The 23,561-nt window shown below is 39.8% G+C and carries 23 protein-coding genes; 14 read left to right on the plus strand and 9 right to left on the minus strand.

Going from position 1 to position 23,561, the window contains the following annotated elements:
- Positions 1-82: 82 nt before the first annotated feature.
- Complete coding sequence (locus AC07WY_RS19635; protein WP_494736969.1) at positions 83-1,336, minus strand: carbohydrate porin; 1,254 nt, start codon at positions 1,334-1,336, stop codon at positions 83-85.
- A gap of 378 nt (positions 1,337-1,714) precedes the next feature.
- A complete protein-coding gene (locus AC07WY_RS19640; RefSeq protein ID WP_419336912.1) occupies positions 1,715-2,833 on the minus strand; it encodes a CaiB/BaiF CoA transferase family protein in 1,119 nt (372 codons plus the stop codon).
- 211 nt (positions 2,834-3,044) lie between these two features.
- Between AC07WY_RS19640 and AC07WY_RS19645 the strand changes: the two genes are divergently transcribed.
- The 7 genes from AC07WY_RS19645 to AC07WY_RS19675 all read left to right on the plus strand — a co-directional run bounded on the left by AC07WY_RS19645 (position 3,045) and on the right by AC07WY_RS19675 (position 10,616).
- Positions 3,045-4,055, plus strand: coding sequence for an AraC family transcriptional regulator (locus AC07WY_RS19645; protein WP_004724010.1), 1,011 nt, complete (start codon positions 3,045-3,047; stop codon positions 4,053-4,055).
- Positions 4,056-4,202: 147 nt separating this feature from the next.
- Positions 4,203-4,664 carry a GNAT family N-acetyltransferase gene (locus tag AC07WY_RS19650; RefSeq protein WP_004817773.1) on the plus strand — a complete coding sequence of 154 codons (462 nt, stop codon included), beginning with the start codon at positions 4,203-4,205 and terminating at the stop codon, positions 4,662-4,664.
- Between the two features lie 124 nt (positions 4,665-4,788).
- A complete protein-coding gene (locus tag AC07WY_RS19655; RefSeq protein ID WP_419336910.1) occupies positions 4,789-5,307 on the plus strand; it encodes a GNAT family N-acetyltransferase in 519 nt (172 codons plus the stop codon).
- 153 nt (positions 5,308-5,460) lie between these two features.
- Entirely contained in the window at positions 5,461-6,666 is a 1,206-nt protein-coding gene (locus AC07WY_RS19660; RefSeq protein WP_494736970.1) for an acetyl-CoA C-acetyltransferase, read from the plus strand.
- Between the two features lie 11 nt (positions 6,667-6,677).
- Positions 6,678-8,810 carry a 3-hydroxyacyl-CoA dehydrogenase NAD-binding domain-containing protein gene (locus AC07WY_RS19665; protein WP_419336907.1) on the plus strand — a complete coding sequence of 711 codons (2,133 nt, stop codon included), beginning with the start codon at positions 6,678-6,680 and terminating at the stop codon, positions 8,808-8,810.
- Positions 8,811-9,029: 219 nt separating this feature from the next.
- The gene (locus AC07WY_RS19670) at positions 9,030-9,407 is read left to right on the plus strand and encodes a DUF805 domain-containing protein (RefSeq protein WP_004817765.1); all 378 of its coding nucleotides are present in this window, start codon (positions 9,030-9,032) and stop codon (positions 9,405-9,407) included.
- Between the two features lie 213 nt (positions 9,408-9,620).
- Positions 9,621-10,616 (plus strand): DUF2804 domain-containing protein, encoded by a 996-nt coding sequence (locus AC07WY_RS19675; protein WP_262086904.1) that lies wholly within the window; start codon positions 9,621-9,623, stop codon positions 10,614-10,616.
- A 29-nt stretch (positions 10,617-10,645) separates the two neighbouring features.
- On the opposite strand, the gene AC07WY_RS19680 is transcribed toward AC07WY_RS19675, so the two are convergent.
- Together AC07WY_RS19680 and AC07WY_RS19685 are read right to left on the minus strand one after the other, a co-directional pair.
- Positions 10,646-11,521 (minus strand): metal-dependent hydrolase, encoded by an 876-nt coding sequence (locus AC07WY_RS19680; RefSeq protein ID WP_419336905.1) that lies wholly within the window; start codon positions 11,519-11,521, stop codon positions 10,646-10,648.
- A 71-nt stretch (positions 11,522-11,592) separates the two neighbouring features.
- The gene (locus AC07WY_RS19685; RefSeq protein WP_419336904.1) at positions 11,593-12,468 is read right to left on the minus strand and encodes a metal-dependent hydrolase; all 876 of its coding nucleotides are present in this window, start codon (positions 12,466-12,468) and stop codon (positions 11,593-11,595) included.
- A 154-nt stretch (positions 12,469-12,622) separates the two neighbouring features.
- Between AC07WY_RS19685 and AC07WY_RS19690 the strand changes: the two genes are divergently transcribed.
- Complete coding sequence (locus AC07WY_RS19690; protein WP_262086898.1) at positions 12,623-13,657, plus strand: AraC family transcriptional regulator; 1,035 nt, start codon at positions 12,623-12,625, stop codon at positions 13,655-13,657.
- Positions 13,658-13,816: 159 nt separating this feature from the next.
- Here the strand turns inward: AC07WY_RS19690 and AC07WY_RS19695 are convergent, their stop codons facing one another.
- The gene (locus AC07WY_RS19695; protein ID WP_262086895.1) at positions 13,817-15,148 is read right to left on the minus strand and encodes a Na+/H+ antiporter NhaC family protein; all 1,332 of its coding nucleotides are present in this window, start codon (positions 15,146-15,148) and stop codon (positions 13,817-13,819) included.
- A 421-nt stretch (positions 15,149-15,569) separates the two neighbouring features.
- On the opposite strand from AC07WY_RS19695, the gene trpA reads away from it, so the two are divergent.
- The 4 genes from trpA to AC07WY_RS19715 are packed head-to-tail and all read left to right on the plus strand — an operon-like array spanning position 15,570 to position 19,553.
- The gene (gene trpA, locus AC07WY_RS19700; protein ID WP_262086894.1) at positions 15,570-16,373 is read left to right on the plus strand and encodes a tryptophan synthase subunit alpha; all 804 of its coding nucleotides are present in this window, start codon (positions 15,570-15,572) and stop codon (positions 16,371-16,373) included.
- A complete protein-coding gene (accD, locus tag AC07WY_RS19705) occupies positions 16,370-17,266 on the plus strand; it encodes an acetyl-CoA carboxylase, carboxyltransferase subunit beta (RefSeq protein WP_004723984.1) in 897 nt (298 codons plus the stop codon). The genes trpA and accD overlap by 4 nt, the downstream gene beginning before the upstream one ends.
- Entirely contained in the window at positions 17,263-18,552 is a 1,290-nt protein-coding gene (folC, locus tag AC07WY_RS19710; RefSeq protein ID WP_262086893.1) for a bifunctional tetrahydrofolate synthase/dihydrofolate synthase, read from the plus strand. The genes accD and folC overlap by 4 nt, the downstream gene beginning before the upstream one ends.
- On the plus strand, positions 18,543-19,553 hold the full coding sequence (locus AC07WY_RS19715; protein WP_096735086.1) for an SPOR domain-containing protein: 1,011 nt from the start codon (positions 18,543-18,545) through the stop codon (positions 19,551-19,553). Before folC ends, AC07WY_RS19715 begins: the two co-directional genes overlap by 10 nt.
- A gap of 10 nt (positions 19,554-19,563) precedes the next feature.
- On the opposite strand, the gene AC07WY_RS19720 is transcribed toward AC07WY_RS19715, so the two are convergent.
- The 4 genes from AC07WY_RS19720 to AC07WY_RS19735 form a co-directional block, all read right to left on the minus strand.
- On the minus strand, positions 19,564-20,169 hold the full coding sequence (locus AC07WY_RS19720) for a dual specificity protein phosphatase family protein (RefSeq protein WP_494736971.1): 606 nt from the start codon (positions 20,167-20,169) through the stop codon (positions 19,564-19,566).
- Positions 20,162-20,980, minus strand: coding sequence for an MBL fold metallo-hydrolase (locus AC07WY_RS19725; RefSeq protein ID WP_494736972.1), 819 nt, complete (start codon positions 20,978-20,980; stop codon positions 20,162-20,164). The genes AC07WY_RS19720 and AC07WY_RS19725 overlap by 8 nt, the downstream gene beginning before the upstream one ends.
- Before the next feature lie 243 nt (positions 20,981-21,223).
- Entirely contained in the window at positions 21,224-21,841 is a 618-nt protein-coding gene (locus AC07WY_RS19730) for an L-threonylcarbamoyladenylate synthase (protein WP_004817743.1), read from the minus strand.
- Positions 21,842-21,925: 84 nt separating this feature from the next.
- Positions 21,926-22,588: an elongation factor P hydroxylase gene (locus AC07WY_RS19735; RefSeq protein ID WP_262086887.1), complete on the minus strand. Its 663-nt coding sequence runs from the start codon at positions 22,586-22,588 to the stop codon at positions 21,926-21,928.
- Positions 22,589-22,685: 97 nt separating this feature from the next.
- On the opposite strand from AC07WY_RS19735, the gene AC07WY_RS19740 reads away from it, so the two are divergent.
- Together AC07WY_RS19740 and rpmF are read left to right on the plus strand one after the other, a co-directional pair.
- Positions 22,686-23,249 (plus strand): YceD family protein, encoded by a 564-nt coding sequence (locus AC07WY_RS19740; protein WP_004723966.1) that lies wholly within the window; start codon positions 22,686-22,688, stop codon positions 23,247-23,249.
- Positions 23,250-23,323: 74 nt separating this feature from the next.
- Complete coding sequence (gene rpmF, locus AC07WY_RS19745; RefSeq protein WP_004723964.1) at positions 23,324-23,509, plus strand: 50S ribosomal protein L32; 186 nt, start codon at positions 23,324-23,326, stop codon at positions 23,507-23,509.
- Positions 23,510-23,561: the final 52 nt, after the last annotated feature.

Below are 23,561 nucleotides of genomic sequence, written 5' to 3' on the forward strand. Positions count from 1 at the left end.
TTAAATTTTTAGATTTTAAATATTTCGATGCGAGAGGAGAGAAAGGGTTAAAATGGCATCGAAATATTTATGATCTATAACACTAGAATGCAGTTTGGAATTTGATACCGCCAACCCATGCATTTTCACCATCTTTATATGCACCAACATGGCGAATATATTGCACATTTGGACGGATCGTCAGCCAATTTGTTGCATGTACACCGTAGTAAATTTCAGTGTTGTACTCTTCATCTTGTTGACGAATTTGAGTGTTGTTCACATCATTGTTGATGCTGATACGAGAAAAACCAATGGCGACATCATCTTGAGGACGCGCATCGAAAGGACCTTTATAGACCAATCCAATATTTTGCATATTGTCGACAGTATTTGTGTCTGAGTCATGAAGGGTTAAATTAATGAAACCCGTTAAGCCACGACGTGCATCGCCATGATGTGCTGTAAGTTGTTGCTTGGCAACCAGCCATCCACCTTGTTTATGATCTGTTTCATTCGGATTTTTAATGCGTTGTGCATCGACAGTACTGTAGTAATAGCCCAAACGATATTCGCCTGGTAATTTTGCAGCACTGAGTTTTGGTTGCCAAACCACTTCCGCAGGAATAATTGCACCATGTGAACCGTCTGTACTTAAGTTAAACCCCTTGCCACGTTCTAAGTTTTCAGGATTGTATTCATAAGCACCGACTTGAGCATATAAATCAGGTTGGATGTTATATTTAACCCGCGCAGCCCATTGGCTAACAGGCCAGTTATACCATTGGTCGCCTACCCAGTTACCCACTTGAGAGCCACAAAGTGCAAGGTTTTGAAAATCACAGTCAAAGCTGTTAAAATCCTCGCCTTCGCCAAAACGGCCCACTTTAATATCTAGTTTTTGATCAAAGAATTTTTTCTTAATCCAAAAATCAGTTAAGCGCCAAGTTTGACCACGCCCCCAAACTTCTTGGGTTGAACTGAGTTGTCCTGCAAGGGCATCAGAGGTTTGCGACAATGAACGACCATTACGTTCAGTGATGGTGATTTGGGCTTCAGTGTCTTTCCATCCAAGCACTTTTTCCAAGTCTACATGACTACCAATCGCAAACTGATCTGCATACTCAGTACCATGGCTTGAATGGTTTTTTGAATCTAATAAGGTGGCTAATTCGCCGGTATAGCCGAAGCTGAAGTCATAACCTTTTTGTTGGAGCTCGGTTCTTTTTCCGTTCCAATCACCAAACATCCATGGGCTTTCTGCATTAAATGCTTCAGCTGCATGAGCACTTTGAAAAGAACTACATAAAGATAATAAGCTGATAGCCCAATAAAAGTGACCTTTAGATTTATTCATATTTGGTGACCTTGATAACACTTTGTAACTAATTATTTATAATACTCTCATATTTGTATAAAAATCTATTATTTTTGACTTTTAATTGTAATTAATGTGAGTGTTTTATCTCATGGTGATAATTTTTTAATAAATGAATATTTGCTTTATGGCTGTTTTTGGTCAATTTAATCTATTGTTTTTTAACCACTAAATTTTATTTAAAAATTAATTAAAAAACCATGGATTAAAATTGATCTGAAAAGATCAGCTTACCTGTGTAACCTATTTAGAATTAAGATTACACAGGATGCTGAGGTTACAAATTATACAAATTGTAAAGAAGATGACAGAATTGTAATTTTATTTAACTTGAATTGTGTTGTATTAAATGGGCAATTACCATGTCCCTTCACCCAGTTGTTGGCCAATATAGTGATATTGCATTTGTGATCTTGAAAACTTAATTGGACAGGCTAACTGAGGTTCAGTTTGATCAGAATTAGGCTTCAATGGCACATTGACCACCCAATTACGTTGTTGAGAAATTTGGGATTGCAGTGCTTCATCTAAACTCAGTACCGGTTCTACGCAAACGTCCAGTTGTTCAAACAGTTGATTCCATTCAGCCAGATTTTTACTTTTAATTTTATCTCGAATCGCTTGCTTGACCATTTGACGATCTTCAGTATCGAAAGAAGCACCTTTTTGTAGAAGGATTGGCAATTCTAACGCGCTTGCCAGTCCAGTCATAAATTGTGGCTCTAAGCTACCAATAGATAAGTAACGAGCATCGGCCGTTTCATAATAATCATAAAAGGTCCCGCCATTAAGTTGTTCTGATTCACGTTGCTGCTGTTGACCACCAGCCAAACTGGCTGCGGCTGCCATATTATTGAGTCCAACCACACAATCGGTCATGGAAATATCAATATATTGTCCCAGACCACTATTTTGGCGTTCAACTACAGCAGTAAGAATACCGATGACAGCATGTAAGGAACCACCTGCCACATCTGCGATTTGAATCCCCATCGGCGGTGGTCCACTGTCTTGGCGGCCACAGTGTCCCGCGATACCAGACAGGGCAATATAGTTAATATCATGTCCAGCTTTATCTTTATATGAGCCAGTTTGGCCATAACCCGTAATTGAACAGTAAATTAATCGTGGGTTAATTTCAGCCAAAGTTTGATAATCCAAACCCAAACGTTGCATCACCCCCGGACGAAATTGTTCAACGACAATATCAAACTCAGAAATCTTCTGCTTAACTTGCTCAATGCTGGCAGGATCTTTTAAATCTAAAGTGACAGATTGTTTATTTCGGTTGAGATAACTGTGTGAAGTCGCTTGTCCATTGGCATAAGGCGGGAACAAGCGCACCAGATCTGGACGCGTTGGCGATTCAATATGGATCACTTCTGCACCTAGGTCTGCAAGGTATAAAGTTGCAAATGGACCGGGTAATAAAGTGGAAAAATCGAGTACTTTCAATCCCTTTAAAGCTGTTGTCATAATTGTTTTTACCAATACTGTCTTGATTTTACACCCATAATAGAAATATAAAATTAACAAAACAATGTCATGTTCAGCCATTTACCTTGATCATTTCGGCAATTTATGATGTAAAAAGGTGATCTGCACTGTTGTAAATCGCCAATAAAACATTTTTTAGCGTCATTTAGGTCAATTGTTAGTGAACATCAAAGAGAGTGAAGGATTTACCATGAGTCGTGATACGATCAGTATCCATTTTGTGAATGCCGCCTTAACAGGTGTGAAGCGTCTAGGAATGGACGTTGATACCTTACTTTCACATGTTGGCATAGAAGCAGAATTACTTCGCCAACCTAAAGCACGTATTTCACCAGAGCAATATACACGTTTTGTGAAAATGCTGTGGATGGTGACCCAAGATGAACATGTTGGCTTTGATATCCAACCTCGTCGTTTGGGATCTTTTGCCATCATGTGCCAATTGATTATCCACGCTAAAACTTTGGGTGATGCTTTAGAGTTATCATCACAATTTTATAAATTGTTTGGGGATGAATGGTCGGTCGCGGTCGAACGTGACAAACATGAAGCGCGTTTAGTGCCATTGATTCCAAAAACCATGGACCCTGATCATTTTATTACTGAAAGTATGTTGATGATTTGGCATGGTTTAGCTTCATGGTTAATTGAACGTCGTATTCCTTTAGAACGGGTACATTTTGGTTACCCGCGTCCAAATCATGCAGATGAGTATGATGCGCTGTTCTTTGCACCTGTGATGCAATTTGATATGCCACGTACTGAAATTACTTTTGCCGCTGACTATTTGGATTTACCGATTCGTCAGGATGAAGCAAGTTTAGAAGAGTTTTTAAAAGCTGCGCCTGCTCAGCTTTTGGTGAAATTCAAAAATACCAATTCTTTAACTTCGCGTATTCGTGAAGTCTTAAAGAGTCAAATTGGTGAAGAAATGCCAACCTTAAATGATGTGGCTTCAATGTTGTATTTATCACCACAAACCTTGCGCCGCCGCTTAGCTGCAGAAGGTAAGAGTTACCAAGGCGTTAAAGATGCCTTGCGTCGTGATGCAGCGATTCATTTGTTGTTAAATCCGGATTTAACCTTGGAGGATGTAGCACAACAAGTGGGCTTTAGTGAAACCAGTACCTTCCATCGCGCATTTAAAAAATGGACAGGGGTTACCCCAGGGCTTTATCGTCAATTGCATGGTTATCATTAATCAAACATAGATGAATTCAAAAGTATTTTTGCTGATCCTAAGCCCAAGTGATACTTGGGCTTTTTTATGCCTGATCATTCCAGCTAAAATTTCTTGTAAGATATAAGCGATAAAGCGAAAGAATTTTCAAGAATAGGGTATTAAAAAATGATTAGACTTGCTGAGTTTGATGATGTGCAAGTACAAGATTTACTCAGAATTCATTTACATGGTATGCATGAAAACTCACCGATTGAGCATAGTTTTGCATTAGATCTAACTGCGTTACAACAACCCGAAATTAGCTTTTTTACCCTTTGGGAACAAAATGAACTTTTAGCTTGTGGTGCAATTCAAGAGTTGTCATCTACACATGCTGAATTAAAGTCTATGCGAACACATCCCAAACATTTACGTAAAGGTGCTGCAACAGAAATGCTGAAACATCTTTTATTGATTGCACAACAACGTGAATACCAAAAATTGAGTTTGGAAACGGGAACACACTCATCTTTTGAACCTGCAATTTGCTTGTATAAAAAATTTGGCTTTATCAAAGGTGCTTCTTTTTCAGAATATCAAGAGTCTGATTTCAATCAGTTCTATCATTTAGATTTATCCACTCAATAGCGCATTGAATAATCTTCGCTATGATTGTGATGATTGTGAAAAAAAGAGAATATCGGACCTGCTTATTTTAGGTTTGAGCTAAGTCGTTAGATGCTATTTAAAATATTTTTGACTGGATATATAGATGATATGTTTGATTAGAAAAATTGATCCCTCAGATATAGCGCAACTGATCGAAATAGAAAAATCTGCTACACAAGCATTTTCAAGTCTTCCCGAGTTATCTTGGCTTGTCGAAAGCCCCGTATTGTCAGCACAAGATCACTTACAATTGATTTCTTCTGCTTATGCATTTGTCGCGATTAATCAAAAGAATCAAGCTACAGGTTTTTTATATGCAGAAAGACAAGCGCTTGATTTATATATCATTGAACTAGATGTGAGTGGCGCATTTCAAAAACAAGGGATTGGTCGGCAATTGATTGAATATGTGATTGCTACTGCTCAGGGAGAGGGCTGTGATGCTGTGACCTTAACCACCTTTCATGATGTGATTTGGAATCGACCATTTTATGAAAAATTAGGCTTTGAAAAGATCAATGCGCTTGAGATGCCTCTCTATCTTGAGCATAAACTTGAGCATGAAGTTGCATGTGGTTTTTCTCGTAACAGCAGATGTGCAATGAGATTGGCACTTAATTGAAATACGTGATTTGTTTTCGTTTTCCCATTCAGAACGAACCAGCCAATTGACAAAAAATATCAATTGACTATTTCGTTCTCGTCATTGAACTCTCAACTTTATAACGTACACTCAAAGCAGATAACAACCTAGAAGTCATAAGAAGGAACAGCTATGAGCGAGGCTTACATCATTGATGCCATTCGCACACCACGCGGAAAAGGAAAAAAAGATGGTTCACTGTATGAAGTGAAACCAATTACATTATTAACCACATTGCTCAATGAATTGAAAGATCGTCATCAGCTTGATACTTCAAAAGTAGACGATATCGTACTGGGTTGTGTAACACCAATTGCCGATCAAGGCGGTGATATTGCTAAAACTGCTGCAATTGCGGCAGGTTGGGACAATGATGTTGCCGGTGTGCAAATCAACCGTTTCTGTGCTTCAGGTCTTGAAGCTGTCAATATGGCTGCACAAAAAGTACGTTCAGGCTGGGAAGATATTGTTGTTGCTGGCGGCGTGGAGTCTATGTCACGTATTCCAATGGGTTCCGATGGTGGACCTTGGGCGCTGGATCCTGAAACAAATTTAAAATCACATTTTGTTCCTCAAGGGATTGGCGCGGACTTAATTGCTACGCTCGACGGTTATAGCCGTACAGATGTGGATGAGTTTGCTGCCAACTCACAACGTAAAGCTGCTGCTGCACAGGCAGCGGGACGCTTTGATCAGTCCGTGGTTGCAGTGAAAGATAAAGCTGGTGTTACGATTCTTGAAAAAGATGAATTCATTAAACCAAGTACAACTGCTGAAGGCTTGGCAAAACTTAATCCAAGTTTTGAAATGATGGGTGGAATGGGTTTTGATGCGCTTGCATTACAACAATATCCAGAAGCACAAAAAATTAACCATGTACATCATGCTGGAAATTCATCGGGCATCGTAGATGGTGCTGCCGTAGTGCTGATTGCTTCTGAAAAAGCAGTCAAAGAGCAAGGTTTAAAACCACGTGCAAAAGTGTTGGCAACGGCATTGGTTGGAACAGATCCAACCATTATGCTCACAGGCCCTGCACCTGCTGCGCGTAAAGCACTGGCAAAAGCAGGTCTCAGCATAGATGATATTGATCTCTTTGAAGTAAATGAAGCCTTTGCATCTGTGGTGATGCGTTTTATGACTGAACTTAAAGTTCCAGCTGAAAAAGTCAATGTAAATGGGGGCGCGATTGCAATGGGGCATCCATTGGGCGCAACAGGGGCAATGATTCTTGGTACGCTGCTTGATGAATTAGAACGTCAGGGTAAAAAACGTGGTCTAGCAACATTGTGTGTAGGTGGTGGCATGGGTATTGCGACCATTATTGAGTTGGTATAAGGAGAATAATAATGAGTGCAATTCAATATGAAAAAAATGCGGATGGCATTGTTATTTTAACGATGGATTCTCCAAACCAGTCTGCAAATACCATGAACGCTGATTTTCGTGTGGCTTTAGAAAATGTTGTGTCTAAACTTAAATCTGAAACAGATTTAAAAGGTGTGATTTATCGTTCTGCGAAAAAAACTTTTTTTGCCGGCGGTGATTTGGATGAGCTGATTGAGGCAACGCCAGAACATGCCACTGAGTTCTTTAATATGACTGCCAAGCTAAAAGGTGATCTTCGTACGATTGATACCTTAGGTGTTCCTGTGGTTGCGGCGATTAATGGTACAGCGTTAGGTGGTGGTTGGGAAATTGCTTTAAGTTGTCATTATCGTATTGCTTTAAATGATCCTAAAACCAAATTAGGTTTGCCAGAAGTAACACTGGGCTTACTTCCTGGTGGTGGCGGTGTGGTGCGTATGGTGCGTCTGCTAGGTTTGCAAAATGCATTCCCGTTCCTCATGGAAGGTAAGCAATTCGGGGTAGATAAAGCCAAGTCTTTAGGTTTAGTCAATGAGCTTGCGGATAGCGAGCAAGACATGCTGGACAAAGCGATTGCTTGGATCAAAGCCAATCCTAAATCTCAACAGCCTTATGATGTGAAAGGCTATAAAATTCCAGGTGGCGATCCTAAAACGCCTGCGGTTGCTCAGATTCTGGCAATTGCACCTGCAATGCTGCGTGATAAAACCAAGGGCTGTTATCCAGCGCCTGAAGCGATTATGGCCGCTGCGGTTGAAGGTGCCCAAGTTGATGTAGATACCGCTTTCCGTATAGAGGGGCGTTACTTCACTTATCTTGCAACAGGGCAAGTTGCCAAGAATATGATTGGAACGTTCTGGCATGGTTTGAATGCAATTAAAGCAGGTGCAAGTCGTCCTAAAAACATTGCCAAGTGGCAAGCGACCAAAGTGGGTGTACTTGGTGCAGGCATGATGGGCGCGGGTATTGCATATTCGACAGCAATCAAAGGCATTCAAGTTGTGCTAAAAGATGTCTCTGTGGAAAATGCTGAAAAAGGTAAAGCTTATAGCCAAAAACTATTGGATAAACGTGTTTCGCAAGGTCGTATGAGCGCGGAAAAGCGTGATCAAATTTTAAGTTTGATTACCGCAACAGCATCTGCAGAAGACTTAAAAGGCTGTGATTTGATTATCGAAGCTGTATTTGAAAATCAAGAATTAAAAGCCAAAGTGACTCAAGAAGCGGAACAATTTCTTGCCAATAATGGTGTCATGGCCTCAAATACATCAACATTACCGATCACGGGTTTAGCCAAAGCCTCTAAAGATGATACGCACTTTATTGGTCTACATTTCTTTAGTCCTGTCGATAAAATGCAATTGGTTGAAATCATCAAAGGTAAAAATACCTCTGCTGAAACCTTAGCAAAAGCCTATGACTATGTGCAACAAATTGGCAAAACACCAATTGTGGTCAATGATAGCCGTGGTTTCTTCACCAGCCGTGTGTTTGGTACATTTGTGCAAGAAGGTCTACGTTTATTGCACGAGGGTGTACATCCTGCACGTATTGAGATGGCAGCACTGAAAGCAGGTATGCCAGTGGGCCCATTGGCGATTCAAGATGAAGTGGCATTAACGCTTTCTGAGCATGTGGCTAAAGAAACCCGTAAAGCACTTCAGGCTGAAGGTAAAGACTTACCACTTTCAGGTGCTGATGATGTTATTGAAACCATGATTCACACCTTTGAACGTAAAGGCAAGGCTGCGGGTGCTGGTTTCTATGAGTATCCTGAAGGTGGCAAAAAGCATCTTTGGGATGGCTTGAACCACTGGAAGAAAGATGTTGATATTTCTGAACAAGAAATGATTGACCGTTTCCTATTTGTTCAGGCTTTAGATACCTTACGTTGTTATGAAGAACATGTCTTGGAATCTGTGATTGATGCCAATATCGGTTCAATTTTTGGTATTGGCTTTGCACCGTGGACGGGTGGTGCGATTCAATTCTTAAATCAGTATGGTTTAGAAAAAGCTTTGCTTCGAGCGGACTCGCTTGAAGCAAAATATGGTGAACGTTTTAAAGCACCACAAAAGTTAATTGATCAAATTCCACATGGAAAGATTATCTGATTTTTATATATTGCTTTAAAAATTGCAGATGAATGTCTCAAGCATAGATTAGACAATGATTTGCACAGAAAGAGGTCAAGGACCTCTTTCTTTTTTCGAATAGATTTTGCTTTTTATAGAATAAAAGTGTATGAAAAATATGCAAAACCAGTTAATATCTGGCTACAGCTTTAGTACAAAAAATGTCAGTAACACTTATAAAATAAAGAGAGAAAAGCAATGTCACAAAATAAAACCGAAGATCAATATAATGCGATTGATTGGTTTAAAAAATGTTTAAGTAATTATGCCAATTTTTCTGGGCGTGCTCGCCGTAAAGAATATTGGTTCTTTGTATTGGTACAGTTTGCTGTGCTGATCATTGCAGCAATTATTGACTCAATCATTTTTAAGAAACCATCTGTATTGTATTTTATTAGTGCATTAGCGCTGATCGTGCCTTCAATTTCAGCTGCTGCTCGACGTTTACATGATACGGGAAGAACAGGCTGGTGGTACTTGATTGCTTTTGTTCCTTTTGGCGCTTTTGTTTTAATTTACTGGTTAGCTTCAGATACCAAACCTGAAACAAATCAGTGGGGTGGTCCTGCAAAGTGATTTTTGCAGATTAAAAAATAGGGCATTCGCCCTATTTTTTATGAATTAAATCAAAGTTATATTTTATCTGTCGAACGAATGCGCTAAAGGTTAGATCGTGATAAAAGTGGATTGATTTGGTGTGTGATGGTGTTGCTAAATTTGAAAAAATAGCAATAATCGAAGGACCGACTAAAGTCTAATACTTCCCTTATAAAAGGATTGGGAATTCACATGGATTTAATACAAAGCAATGGTCAACCCCGTTATGGGCGTTTTAAAGATGTGCCGAGTAAGATTAATGTTAATCAATATATCTACAAAACCCCGTATGGCAAAGTATTAACAGGTTGGCGTAAACATTTAAAATATAAAAAGTTTAAATTTTGTGGTATCCAGCATGAACACTATTCTATCGGTATCGCAATTGCCGATATTGGTTGGGCAGGACATGGCTTTATTTATGTCTATGACCATTCAACGAATGAAGTTTTAGAATGGAATGCCAATACGATCTTAGGGCGAGGGACAAGCTTAGATGAGCAGCCTTTGTATAGCCAAAGTCACTTTAGTAAATCGCCTTTTGAATTTGAAATGCAACATGCCAATGGTGTGCGTTATATACGGGCAACTCGAAATGGTGAAGAGCAGTTAAAAGCCCGCATTTTTTGTGCAGGGACAGAGCCTTTAAGCTTGTGTAGTCCCAATGGTATTAATGGTTGGACCTATACGCAAAAGAAAACCACCTTGGCTGTAGAAGGCTTCTTTATCAATAAAGATAAAGCGTGTATAGATTTTAATGAAAAAACATTGGCATCTCTCGATGACACCTGTGGATTTCTAAGACCAGAAACAGCATGGTTTTGGTTATCATGTAACTTTTGGGATACGCAAGGAAACCGTATAGGCTTAAACCTCGCTTCGGGTGTAAATGAGAGTTTTGGCAATGAAAATTGTCTTTGGGTCAATGGTGTTCTATATGCAGTTGCCGATGTACTATTTGAAAAGTTAGATGCAAACGTGTGGTCAATTCGTTCTTTAGACCAGAAATTAAATCTGACGGTAGAAACCGGCTGGCGGAGATTTGAAAACTTAAATTTACGTTTGGTGGGGAGTCAGTTTAGCCAATGGCAATCACGCATTAGTGGTACGGTCGAATCTGAAGTGGGTGAGTGTATTCAGTTAGATCAAGCCTATGGCTTGTTGGAACAGCACTACGCGAAATGGTAAGGCTGTTCTTATTTAAAGCTTTTTTAGTCTTATAACGCGGCCTTCCAAAATGCTTCACCTGCTTGAATCGGATCATTGGTTTCGGCCAACACATCGACCCAAACCTGATATTGTCGAATCACAGGGTGTTGGCTCGGATGAAAATCAGGCTTAAACCAATCTAAGTATTGTTCGCGCATTGCTGATAATTTACCGTGTTTGCCAAAAAACCATGGAATACCTTTGAGTGCAAATTGAGCACGTTGCATACGACTGAATCCATCGTATTTAAGCATGACATTGGCACGGTAAAAGGTAAATCCAAACATTTGTAAAGTGACAAAGGCAAGCGCAAATTTACGTAAGTTTTCAGGAACTTCTCCCACCTCTTTCATGACATCAAAAGCGACATCTCGATGTTCCATTTCTTCGATTGAATGCCAAGCAAATAGAGCACGAACAAAAGGGTGAACCTCTGCTAAAGTCTCTTGTTTACTATAAAAAGTTTCAGCCATTAATGCAGTAAGATGTTCTGCTGCGGCAGTCATGGCAATGTTGTACTGTTTGGAACGATGTTTCAGTATATGCTCGAAATGCGCACCCATAAATTTTACGAACTGATCAACAGGCATGCCTTGGTGCAGCATTTCTTCATTCATTTTGTCATGTGCAATACCGTGCTGTGCTTCCTGTCGAATAAAATCCGTGACACGTTGCTGTAAATCTGGATCGGTGATTTTGTCACGCAGTGCCCGAACACTTTGAATGAAATATCTTTCCCCTACAGGAAAGGTCAAACTCAGCGCATCAAACATACGGGTACGAAAAGGGTCATTATCAAACCAAAAGCGTGGAACTTCATTCAATCTAAAATCTAAATTGCTACGAACCACAGGGTCAACTTGGTGTTTTACATATGCATTCATTGTTTTATTTCTCGCATTATTTAGTTCAAATCCCTCTTCAGGATAGAACTGATCGGTTTATATCAAGACAGCTATAGTCCAGCCTGCCAGAATGCTTCACCTGCTTGAATAGGATCATTGGTTTCAGCCATCGTATCGACCCAAACTTGATATTGTCGGATTACAGGGTGTTGGCTCGGATGAAAATCTTTTTTAAACCAGTCTAAATATTCATTTTTCATTGCAGATAAAATCCCTTTTTTACCGAAGAACCAAGGCAATCCTTGCGCTGCCATTTTTAAACGTTCTATACGGCTGAATCCATCATGTTTAAGCATGATATTGGCACGGTAGAGGGTGAAGTTGAACATCATTATGGTGGTAAAGGCTAAAGCAAATCGACGTAAGTTGTCGGGGACCTCACCGACTTGTTGCATCACATCAAAGGCCACATCTCGATGTTCCATTTCTTCAATAGAATGCCATGCCAGTAATGCACGTACATAAGGATGTGCTTCTGATAAGGTTGCTTTATGGCGGTAAAATGTTTCTGCCATCAAAGCGGTGAGATGTTCAGCAGCAGCTGTCATCGCAATATTGTATTGAGGCGAGCGTTGGCTCAATTCAAATTTAAAAATCTTACTTAAAAGTTGGATAAATTGATCGACAGGCATGCCTTGATCTTTCATAACCTGATTCATTTTGTCATGCGCAATACCATGTTGGGCTTCTTGACGAATAAAATCAGCGACGCGTTGTTGTAAATCTGGATCGGTGATTTTGTCACGGAAGAGCCGAACACTTTCTATGAAATAGCGTTCACCATCTGGGAAGGTCAGACTGAGTGCGTCAAATAGTCGTGTGCGGAATGGATCTCCACCAAACCAGAAGCGCGGTACTTCCTCAAGTTTAAAGTTGAGCTTGGTTCGAACCACTGGGTTGACCTGATATGTAACTAATGCATTCATTTTATTTTACTTGCATCACTGTTGATGATTTCAGTATGTCGGGATTTTGCAAGTTTGTTTTGACAGATATTGCCATTTTTTATACATTTTACGACAAAATGAAAATTTGCAATGTCAATTTTCTAAGTTAAAGGATTAAAAAGAGTGCAAGACGATGCAGGAATTACAGATCCCAAATGGTTATTTTCATCTCTGGCAGATGTATCTGTCTGAACGAGGGATTGATCTTGCGACGCTTGATTTCTTACAAGCGGATGAAAAAAAACATTTAATTGGAATTTTGTCACAGCCGATTGATACACAATCTTCCTATTTCTTCTTTCATCAACTGATTGAAAAAACCAAACAAGCGCTAGATTGCCCTCAGATCGTTTTTGAAATGGCAGAATATGTGCGACCTGAGCATTTTGGGGTTTTGGGCTATATGGCATCACGAAGTACAACCGTGGCAGAAGCTTTACAAAATATTATGCGCTTTAGTCGTTTGGTGATTGATGGTGACGAAGTTATTCCAATGCAAATGCAGCTCAAGGGAGAATATGTACATTTAATTTGGCCCTTTCATCATGAAAAATATATCCTTATTAATGAATTTACCAATGCGTTAATGATGCATCTCGCGCGTAAAATTGTACCGCCAAATCAATTTCCATTGCATGCGGTGCATTTTGCCCATGCACCACAGATGGCAATCTATCATTATCAAAAGTTCTACGGCTGTGAAGTCTCTTTCCATCAACCGCAATATAGTTTTGTCTTAGCCTCAGCAGGTTTAAATTTAAAAATCCAACAGGCAGATCCATCCTTAATGCAGCTTTTGGTCAAACAAGCAGAGGAGGCTATTGCGTCTAAACCTCGCTATGAAACCATTGCTCAACGTTTACATTTGATTGTGGCAGAATATTTAAAGTTAAAACAACACGCCCCAAAAATCGAAGAACTTACTCAAGAACTTCATATATCCACACGGACTTTACAACGACAGTTAAGTGACTTACAGACATCGTTTAAGAAAATTGTAGAGATTGAACGGATGAAGCGTTGTGAGTTTTTATTGGAAAGCCAAATGCCGTTCAGTGAAATTGCGATGCAGTTAGGTTATTCAGATCAGTCAGCTTTAACCAGAGCATATAAGGCCTTTAGTGGGCAGACTCTGCTCGAGAAAAAACAACAATTGAAGTCATTGTGAAAAAACAGTGCAAACAAAGTATACTTTAAAAACCAAGCACTTAGATAACATTGCTGCTATCTAAGTGCTTGGTATGATTGTGATTTTTTAATTTATGCACAAAACACAGGTTGATCTGATTGTTGAATTGGTTTTTTAAAACCATGATTCAGCATGATTTCAAGTTATCTTTAATTTAGGAAATCTAAATACGATTGCCAAGATTGCAAATATCGCCAATACCCAACAATAGTAAATCGAACCAATCAGCTCAACAGGGGACAGTTTGGCAATTGAGCATGCAAGTAATAGTTGTGCACCGTATGGAATCAAGCCCTGAACCACACAAGAGAAAATATCCATAAATGCGGCTGCACGTTTGGGATCAACAGCATATTCTTTGGCAACTTCTCGTGCCATGTCTCCAGATAAGATGATGGCAACCGTATTATTTGCGACAAACACATTTGAGAAAACCACAAGGAAGCTAATTCCAATTTCTCCCGCACGTTGTTGACCGATTTTAAATCGACGGGTTAAGGCGTAAATACGTTGAATTAACCATTCTAAACCGCCTTCTTTTTGCATAATGGCAGATAAACCACCTAAGAACATAGAAAGTAAGGCAACCTCAAACATACCCACAAAGCCATCATAAATAGCGGCATTGTATTTAAGTAGGGTAAATTCAGGATTTTCAATGATGCCAAGACAACCTGAAAGTACTATTCCGATGGTCAGTACTGCAAGTACATGTAAACGTGTAAATGCTAAAAAGAACACGATTACATAAGGCAAAATAAGCCATAAGTTATAACTTTTATATTCAATAGTTTGCGCATGATGACTGGTCAAAATGTAAATCAATATGGTGATAATCGCAGCAGGCAGTGCAATCCAGATATTCACTCGAAATTTGTCACGCAGTTCTACATTTAGACTTCGAGTTGCTGCAATGGTGGTGTCTGAAATCATGGATAAGTTATCACCAAACATTGCCCCACTGACCACAGCACCAATTGCATAAATGGGCTGAATATCCGTTGCTTGAGAAAAACCAAAAGCAATCGGCGCACATGCAGCAATGGTTCCCATCGATGTTCCCATTGCTGTGGCAATAAAGGCGGAAATGATGAAAAGCATCGGTAGGACAAATTCAGATGGAATAATCGATAAACCAAATTGAACAGTGGAGTCCACACTACCGATTGCACTGGTTACGCTGGCAAAGGCACCTGCAAGCATAAAGACCATAAACATCAAAATTAAATTGGGATGGCTTGCACCATGCAAAAATGTTTCGATAGCGGCATTGATTTTCCCTCTATACAGCAGGATGGCTAAAATAATTGCAGGAAGAGCAGCAATAGGGGCTTTCACTTGATAAAAAGCAAACTCAGTACCAATGATCGTGTGATAAATACCACTGCCTAAAAAAATGGCTAAAAAAACAATAAGCGGCAAGAGCGCAAGCACGCTGGCTTGCACTTTAGCCTGAGAATGTGTGGTCATAAGAGGAGATAAAAAATCAGAATCCTGACTAGTATAAACAGCTTTTGCAATTTCTGAAAAATAATTAAGTGATGTAGGTAATAGGGTGTTTGGCTGTAGGGTGATGATTTAACTTTATTTTTTACTCATAATGATATTTTTTTACAAGCTTGAAAATAGGTAGCTTTGATCATTGTCCTCAACTTGAAAATAGCGCTAAATGTATCCATGGGTTGTTTTATTATTTGTGATATAAAACAAGATACGCGAGAGCGACTATGTGACTCTATCCTTTGAGTAAAAAATAGCGTTACAATGCAGTGTCTTGTATTTATACATTTGGATGATTAAACCGTAAATAAATCCATTTTGAATTTATTTACTGGTGTTTAATGATCTAAAAACTCCTCAAGTTTGAACAATTCAAGGAATGTACAATCCTATGTCACGTTTAGCCACTCGTTTTGCACAGCTTAAATCTCAACAGCGTAAGGCTTTGGTTTCTTATGTTATGGCGGGTGATCCTCAACCACATGTAACCGTACCATTGTTACATCAAATGGTTGCAGCAGGCGTAGACATAGTTGAACTTGGATTGCCATTTTCCGATCCTATGGCAGATGGTCCAGTGATTGCACTTGCAGCAGAGCGCGCTTTAGCTGCGGGTACCAATACCTTTGATGCCTTGAATATGGTTAAAGAATTTCGCCAAAAAGACACAACAACGCCAGTTGTTTTAATGGGGTATTTAAACCCTGTTGAAGTGATTGGTTATGAAAAGTTTGTGGCTTATGCGAATGACTGTGGTGTTGATGGTGTACTTCTTGTGGATTTACCGCCTGAAGAAGCACAAGATTTAGATGAAGTATTGCAAAAGTACAATATGGATCAAATCTTCTTGCTTGCACCAACCTCTACCGATGAACGTATTCAGCATGTAGTAAAACAAGCAAGTGGCTTTATTTACTATGTGTCTCTAAAAGGCGTAACGGGTGCAGCAACATTGGATACAACGGAAGTTGCAGCACGTATTGAAAAAATCAAAACCTTTACCGATATTCCAGTTGGGGTAGGTTTTGGTATTAGTGATGCCGCTTCTGCAAAAGCCGTAGGTCAAGTTGCTGATGCAGTGATTGTCGGAAGTGCTTTTGTCAAACCATTTGCAAATCTTGCACCAGAACAAGCTGTTGAAGCAGCAGTGAATAAAGTCAAGGAGCTTCGAGCCGCGCTCGATGAGTTAGTATGAATCAAGAAGTGAAATCAGGGAAAATCCTCAGCGCAACAACGCCGTGGACAGATCGTACAGTTCCAGGCATCCATATGCCTGACCAACAACAAACACTCAAAGCGACGTTTACAGAACCAACCATTGAGTGCCCTGAATGTCATGCACTCGTGACTCGTACTGCAATGTCTTTCAATGCCTATGTTTGTCCATCATGCGATGAACATTTGAAAATGAAAGCACGTGATCGTTTAAATTGGTTTTTTGATAATGTGACCACTGAACTTGGTCAAGAATTTGCAGCAAAAGATCCTTTACATTTTGTAGACAGCAAGCCTTATCCAGAGCGTATTAAAGAAGCGCAGGAAAAAACAGGTGAAACTGAAGCCCTTGTGGTGATGCAAGGTCAAGTTAAAAATATTGCAATGGTTGCATGCGCATTTGAATTCGACTTTATGGCTGGATCAATGGGTACTGTGGTCGGTGACCGTTTTGTACAAGCTGCTGAAAAAGCGATTAAAGATAAGCAACCACTGATTTGTTTTGCTGCTTCAGGCGGTGCTCGTATGCAGGAAGGCATGTTGTCTTTGATGCAAATGGCGCGTACCTCTGCGGCGATTCAAAAAATCAAAGATGCGCATCTTCCGTATATCGTGGTATTAACCCATCCAGTGTATGGTGGTGTAACAGCATCATTGGCAATGTTAGGTGATGTACATATTGCTGAACCTAAAGCGATGATCGGTTTCGCGGGTAAACGTGTGATTGAACAAACAGTACGTGAGAAGCTGGAAGAACCGTTCCAACGTGCGGAATTTTTGCTTGATCATGGCGTAATCGATCAAATTGTTCATCGTCACGCATTACGTGATACTGTATATCGTATTGTAGCGAAACTGATGAATTTGCCTTGAACAACCAAACAGCACCTTTAAATACTGATGATTTACAAACATGGCTCGATTATTGGAGCCATGTTCACGTTACAGGGATTGATTTAGGCTTAGAGCGCGTGATTCCTGTGGCAGAACAACTCGGGGTGATTAACCCTAAAGCCAAAGTGATTACCGTTGCTGGAACAAATGGCAAAGGTTCAACCACAACAACTCTCGCTGCGATTTTGAATGCGCAAGGGTTGAATGTTGGTTTATACCAGTCTCCACATATTTATCGTTTTAATGAACGGGTTAAACTGGCTGGACAAGAAGTTGATGATCAAACTTTGATTGATGCTTTTGTTGCGGTTGATCAAGCCCGCCGTATTTGTGATTTATCTTTATCTTTTTTTGAAGCCACGACTTTGGCTGCATTTGTTATTTTTAAACAAAAACAATGTGATGTTTGGGTACTTGAAGTCGGTCTTGGTGGTCGTTTGGATGTGGTCAATGTGATTGATCCAGATGTGGCTGTGATTACCAATATTGGTTTAGATCATACCGATTGGCTGGGCGATACGATTGAAAAAATTGCTTATGAAAAAGCCGGTATTATCCGAGCAAATATTCCTGTTATTTTTGCCGGCGCACAAGATATACCACAAGCGATACAACATAAAGTACAAGAAACCAATGCTACGCTATATGCGTTAAATCATGATTATTTTTATGATAACTCAGAAGATGGCCAATCTTGGAATTTTGCAAGCTCAGGAACGACTTTAAAACTTCCTTTGGGACACTTGGCACTGGAAAATATTTCTACGGCTGTCGCTGCAATTTTGGTAAGCGGTTTAACGGTTTCACAACAGGCGATTTCGCAAGGTATTCAGAACGCACAATTGTCAGGGCGCTTTGAAATTAGAAAAATACACGATAAAACAGTAATTTTTGATGCGGGACACAATCCGCATGGTGTAGAATTTTTGTTAAAGCAATTGCGAAAATTCCTAGAATACAATAAACAGTACACAGAAGTTGTCTCTGTTTTTTCAATGTTGTCCGACAAAGATGTAGATTCTGTGGTCAAGTTGTTGAAAAATACTGTATTAAAGTGGAAAATTGCACCATTAACTGTGCCTCGTGCGGCATCATTGGAACAATTACAAACTGCTTTACAGCATGAGACAGTTGAACAGTTTGATTGTGTACAAGCAGCATTTCAATCAGCGCTTGCAGAAACCAATAATAATCAGCTGATTTTGGTGTGTGGTTCATTCCATACCTTAGAAGCGGTCTGGGAGTATTTAGACGAATGTCAATGAATAACAAACAACGCTGGATGGGTGGTGTTGTTTTATTAAGTGGTGGTGTTCTATTGGCGGCATTGCTTCTAAAAGGTAAAGAAGAAATCCACCAAAGCCAAGTAGAGACACAGCCGACAAGCCAAGCTCAGCAGAATAAAGCGACACCTGCAGGTGAGCCTGTACAATTGCAGCCATTGACTGTCGATGTTGCGACTGAAAAACGTCTGTTAGAAGAGCAGAAGCGTGCCCGTGAAAAAGCGGTTGCTGAACAAGAAGCAAAAGCAGCAGATTTTTTACGGACGCAACAACAGGCTGAAGCAGATGCTGCACGTAAAGCAGCTGAAGAGTATGCTGCTGCAAATGCAAGACGTGGTGCAGCTGCTGCGGCAGCACAGGAAGGGGCTGATATTCCTCCTGAGCTGGTACAGGATGAAAAAGCCAAAGCACAACAGAAAGCAGCAGAGCAGAAAAAACTTGAACAGCAAAATGCTCAATTAAAGCAAAAAGCCGATGCTGAAAAAAAGTTAGCTGAGCAGAAGCGTCAAGCTACCGCAGAAGCAGATAAAAAAGCCGCTGAAGAAAAGAAACGCAAATTAGAAGAACAACAAAAAGCAGATGAAAAACGTAAGCTAGATGCTGAAAAGAAAGCCGCTGCTGAGAAAAAGCAAGCGGAAGACAAGAAAGCAGAAGCGGATAAAAAGCACAAAGCACAAGAAGAAGCAAAGAAAAAAGCGGAAGCTGAAAAAGCACGTGATTTGCTTGAAAATGGTGATAAGCAATGGATGGTACAAGTTGCGCTTGCCGCCAATGAAGCCAATGCAGATGCTGTCGCTGCTAAACTTCGTGCCAAGGGCTACAAAGTGACTAAGAGTCCAACCTCAAAAGGTATTCGTATTATGGTTGGACCATCGAAAGATCGAGAGACTGCGGATTCAGCACGTAAGAAGATCAATTCTGATGCGAGTCTAGGCATGAAGTCGGCTTGGGTAATCGAGTGGGTACCTCTAGACCGACGTTAAACGCTATGAGTTAGGTATTTGTAGTTAAAGATGGATTCGCGAGCTGCTCACGGATCCATTTTATATTTTCAGGGGTAAAAAGTTTTTCAATATTGCCCCAGATTGGATGAAAGCCATAACCGCCATGCTTCATTTCATTTAAAGCATCATTCACAGACCAGTTCTCAAAAATAATTCGGTACATTGCAACACTTGCCCCAGTACGATCAGAACCATGATAGCAATGGATTAAAACCTTATGGTTGTGGGCTTTTGCGATTTGAATTGTTTTCATAACATTGAGTAGATCATGACGATCAATTGCCCAAGTATTGATTGGGATATGAACCAATTGAAAGTTCTGTTTTGAAAAGACGGTTTTATCTTTATTGCGACTTCTTAAATTAATTACCATATCAATATGATTGGTTTTTAACTCAGGAATAAGTTCAGCACTGGGTTGTTCACTACGAAAAACGGTGTCACTAATCCGATAAAAATTATACTGTGGAGCAACGATAGTTCCCCATTGTTTTGGGCGCTCATGATCTGGAAGTGCAGCAGTTGTCATACAGGCTGAAAGCTGTAGGCTGAGTGCGAAGATAGTGGTATAACGTAATAATTGAGATTTAAGCATGTTTTAAATATCGGTCTAGTTCAACAGGATCGTGGGCACAGATAATTTCAATTTTTGCTTCATTCTGTGCAAGCTGTTGCAGTTGTGATAATGTTTTTAGGCGCAATGTATTATCTTCCGCTAGGAGATATTCAATTTTGTCGAGCGCGCGTAATTTATTCTTAGGGTTGAGTTCTAGATGATTAAAATAAGCATCGCCACAGAACAATAACCATCTATCTTGTTGTTTGATCGCTATACCGCAATGTCCTACAGTATGACCGACTAAAGGAATCAATAGAATTTCATCATTGAAAATATTAAAACCTTGAACTTTTTGGAAGTTAAACCATGCTTCGCCGTTTTTAGGTTCAAGAAAATTCCAGTAACGATGATTTTTAAATTGTTGTGGTCGATAACGCAATTTATTCATGACTGAAAGTTTTTGTGCTGCATTAAACTCACTGGATAAGATGTGAACTGTGGCATTGGGAAAGTCTGAAATACCACCTGCATGATCTAAGTCTAAATGACTGACCAAAATATGTTGAACTTCGGATGGTTTAAAACCCAATTGTTGAATTTGAGAAATGGCTGTGAGATTGAAATCAGCTTGTATGCCACTGATTTTTGTAAAAGCTTTACCTAAACGTGTTTGCGGATGTAGGTAGTCTTGCATCCCAAAACCGGTATCGACCAATACAAGACCTTTGTCTGTTTCAATCAATAAGCAATGACACACCATTTTGCCATACAAACCTTTTTGTCCGTATAGTGGTGCACACATCGGACATATGGTTCCACAATGTAAATGATGTATCTTATAAATCATAATTAAGCATTTGTTTTTAGGATTGTACTTTGTTTATAAACTGAATTGAGAAAAATACCAATCTAAAAATGATAGAGTTATGGTAATTCAATTATTCTTGTTGAAATTAGGGGGAGCAGTCAAAGTTTTAAAATAGAATATTTAGAAACTTTAACTTTATCACGTTAAAACAAAGTATTGATTAACTCGGTGTAATTTGAGCTGATACTTTTGGATCTAATCTAAGGAAAAGTGGATAAGCGCTTATTCAAAAGCGCTTACATCGCCTACACCACGACGGATAATTTCAGGGTTTGCTCCTGATAAATCAACGATACTGGTGGTGGTTAAGGTACCTAAACCACTGTCAATAAAGACATCAATACGTTTTTCCAATAATTGTTCAATATCGTAGGGATCATCCATTGGCGCATCTTGACCAGGTAAAATCAAAGTACTGGTCAGTAAGGGTTCTCCCAACTCTTTTAATAGCATCTGACAGACGGGATTACTTGGAACACGTAAGCCGATGGTTTTTTTCTTGGGATGCATCAAGCGTCGTGGAACTTCACTGGTTGCGGGTAAAATATATGTGGTTACGGCCGGGGTATTGGCTTTAAGTAGACGATACATTGCATTGTCTACTTTGGCATAGGTTGCAATATCAGATAAATCTGCACAGATAATCGCGTATTGATGCTTTGCCCCTAGACCGCGGATCTGAGCAATACGCTCCATTGCACTTTTATTTCCAATCTGACAGCCGATTGCATAAGCCGCATCAGTTGGGTAAACCACAACATCACCTGCTCGAATTCTTTCGACTGCTTGGCTGATTAAACGTGGTTGAGGATTGTCAGGATGTACTCTTAAATGCAGCATATTTATTCTCCTGATTTATTGTTAATTCAATTATTACTTGGGAAAGTAAATCGTTGCAATCAATGTTTTAAAAAAATTACGGGTTTAATCAAGATCGTTACGATTAAATTCAGTGCTTTGTAATGTTTTGCCACCTCGAGTACATAGACAAATACACTGAATGAAGTGTTTTGCATCGCGTGGAAGTTTGGCTTTACCTGAAAAAAAATCCTGAACTTGTGCATAAACACTGTCTTTAAATGTCGAGCCGTCACCACCTTCACCAGTCAGATTATCCAGCGAAACTCGAAATTTTCGTCCAAATGCTTTGGAAAATAACCATTCAATGGCTTGGGGCTTGATTTCAACCTGCTCAAATAAGGCTTGTTGTTCAGCTGTACGACCGTCGGGTGCATACCAATAACCGAGATCAGGCAATAAACGGCGTTGTTCTCCGGCAATGCTCCAATGACTGATTTCATGAAGAGCGCTGTTGAAAAAACCATGTGCAAACTGAATACGGGCAGGGCTGTGTTCGCTAGCAGGGAAATACTCTGGTTCAAAATCACCACGAACAAGCGTCACATTTAGGTGGGAAAACCAGTGATTAAAGTGTAAGATAAGCCAATCAACGTGTTGCACTTCTGTTTGTAAGTTAGCCCATGATAAGCGTTGCACATCGGCGGCTTGCAATGTGTTTTCAGAAGTTGAATGCGTATTGAATTGTAATGAAGTAGTGACTTCAGGTTGCGGCTGCAACTGATGCATGGCTTGTATTACTCAAGAGATCTGTCTAAATAAGTACAAAATTGTATCTTAATCTTTGACAGAGTACCTATGAATTTGTAGAATTGCCGCCTTAATTATGTCAGCAAATACCTTTCCGGCACAGATAGAGCCGTTTAAATGGGCTGAACAAGGCTTTACATGGTCAGGTACCCTGCCATTGTCTCGCTTTGTTCGTATTTCCCGTGAAGCTGTTGGATCAATTGATGATCAATTGATCAATATAGACTGTAAGCTATCAATGGATGCGTATCATCGTATTGTTTGGCTAGATGGTCATGTAGATACTAAAGTTCCAATGGAGTGTCAGCGTTGTCTGGATTCTGTTGAAATTACGCTAGTTTCTGACTTCCATTTGGCTTTAATAGATGATGAGTCACTGATAGAGCGCTTGGATGAGGATGCTGATTTCATCGTGCTAGGTGAAAGTGAAGCAACAATTAAAGGGGATTATTTAACCAATACTCCTTCGACTGTTGATTTACTTGCACTTTTAGAAGATGAATTGTTATTGTTGATGCCTCTGTCTCCTAAGCATGACGCTTGTGAACATAAGCATCAACCAGCCGTTCAGGACACTGTTGAAGAAAAACGGGATAATCCGTTTGAAGTTTTGGCAGGTTTGAAGGGTAAACTTAACTAAATTTTGTGTTATACTGTTAAGTTAAGACAACCGAATTTGTTCTGATCCATTTTTTCGATTTGTAAGGAGCCATCATGGCCGTTCAGCAAAACCGTAAAAGTCGCTCTCGCCGTGACATGCGCCGTTCACATGACGCTTTAACCGAGAATGCATTAACTGTAGACCAAACTACTGGTGAAACTCACCGTCGTCACCACGTGACTAAAGATGGTTTCTACCGTGGTCGTCAATTATTCGCTAAAGCAGCTGATGCTGAATAATTGGTGAACTATTAAGCGCAAGCTTAGTAAAAAAATGGGAGCGAAAGCTCCC

It is taken from the genome of Acinetobacter sp. GW821-FHT01C12 (assembly GCF_059422625.1).

Excerpts from the sequence above, each read along its gene's own strand:
- AC07WY_RS19685 (WP_419336904.1), bottom strand. The coding sequence starts at position 12,468 with ATGAATGCATTAGTTACATATCAGGTCAACCCAGTGGTTCGAACCAAG.
- AC07WY_RS19730 (WP_004817743.1), bottom strand. The coding sequence starts at position 21,841 with ATGCTGCATTTAAGAGTACATCCTGACAATCCTCAACCACGTTTAATC.
- AC07WY_RS19690 (WP_262086898.1), top strand. The coding sequence starts at position 12,623 with ATGCAGGAATTACAGATCCCAAATGGTTATTTTCATCTCTGGCAGATG.
- AC07WY_RS19640 (WP_419336912.1), bottom strand. The coding sequence starts at position 2,833 with ATGACAACAGCTTTAAAGGGATTGAAAGTACTCGATTTTTCCACTTTA.
- AC07WY_RS19735 (WP_262086887.1), bottom strand. The coding sequence starts at position 22,588 with ATGCATCAGTTGCAGCCGCAACCTGAAGTCACTACTTCATTACAATTC.
- AC07WY_RS19675 (WP_262086904.1), top strand. The coding sequence starts at position 9,621 with ATGGATTTAATACAAAGCAATGGTCAACCCCGTTATGGGCGTTTTAAA.
- AC07WY_RS19635 (WP_494736969.1), bottom strand. The coding sequence starts at position 1,336 with ATGAATAAATCTAAAGGTCACTTTTATTGGGCTATCAGCTTATTATCT.
- AC07WY_RS19650 (WP_004817773.1), top strand. The coding sequence starts at position 4,203 with ATGATTAGACTTGCTGAGTTTGATGATGTGCAAGTACAAGATTTACTC.
- accD (WP_004723984.1), top strand. The coding sequence starts at position 16,370 with ATGAATCAAGAAGTGAAATCAGGGAAAATCCTCAGCGCAACAACGCCG.
- AC07WY_RS19655 (WP_419336910.1), top strand. The coding sequence starts at position 4,789 with ATGATATGTTTGATTAGAAAAATTGATCCCTCAGATATAGCGCAACTG.
- AC07WY_RS19660 (WP_494736970.1), top strand. The coding sequence starts at position 5,461 with ATGAGCGAGGCTTACATCATTGATGCCATTCGCACACCACGCGGAAAA.
- trpA (WP_262086894.1), top strand. The coding sequence starts at position 15,570 with ATGTCACGTTTAGCCACTCGTTTTGCACAGCTTAAATCTCAACAGCGT.
- AC07WY_RS19725 (WP_494736972.1), bottom strand. The coding sequence starts at position 20,980 with ATGATTTATAAGATACATCATTTACATTGTGGAACCATATGTCCGATG.
- AC07WY_RS19715 (WP_096735086.1), top strand. The coding sequence starts at position 18,543 with ATGTCAATGAATAACAAACAACGCTGGATGGGTGGTGTTGTTTTATTA.
- AC07WY_RS19695 (WP_262086895.1), bottom strand. The coding sequence starts at position 15,148 with ATGACCACACATTCTCAGGCTAAAGTGCAAGCCAGCGTGCTTGCGCTC.
- AC07WY_RS19720 (WP_494736971.1), bottom strand. The coding sequence starts at position 20,169 with ATGCTTAAATCTCAATTATTACGTTATACCACTATCTTCGCACTCAGC.
- AC07WY_RS19680 (WP_419336905.1), bottom strand. The coding sequence starts at position 11,521 with ATGAATGCATATGTAAAACACCAAGTTGACCCTGTGGTTCGTAGCAAT.
- AC07WY_RS19665 (WP_419336907.1), top strand. The coding sequence starts at position 6,678 with ATGAGTGCAATTCAATATGAAAAAAATGCGGATGGCATTGTTATTTTA.
- AC07WY_RS19645 (WP_004724010.1), top strand. The coding sequence starts at position 3,045 with ATGAGTCGTGATACGATCAGTATCCATTTTGTGAATGCCGCCTTAACA.
- rpmF (WP_004723964.1), top strand. The coding sequence starts at position 23,324 with ATGGCCGTTCAGCAAAACCGTAAAAGTCGCTCTCGCCGTGACATGCGC.
- AC07WY_RS19740 (WP_004723966.1), top strand. The coding sequence starts at position 22,686 with ATGTCAGCAAATACCTTTCCGGCACAGATAGAGCCGTTTAAATGGGCT.
- AC07WY_RS19670 (WP_004817765.1), top strand. The coding sequence starts at position 9,030 with ATGTCACAAAATAAAACCGAAGATCAATATAATGCGATTGATTGGTTT.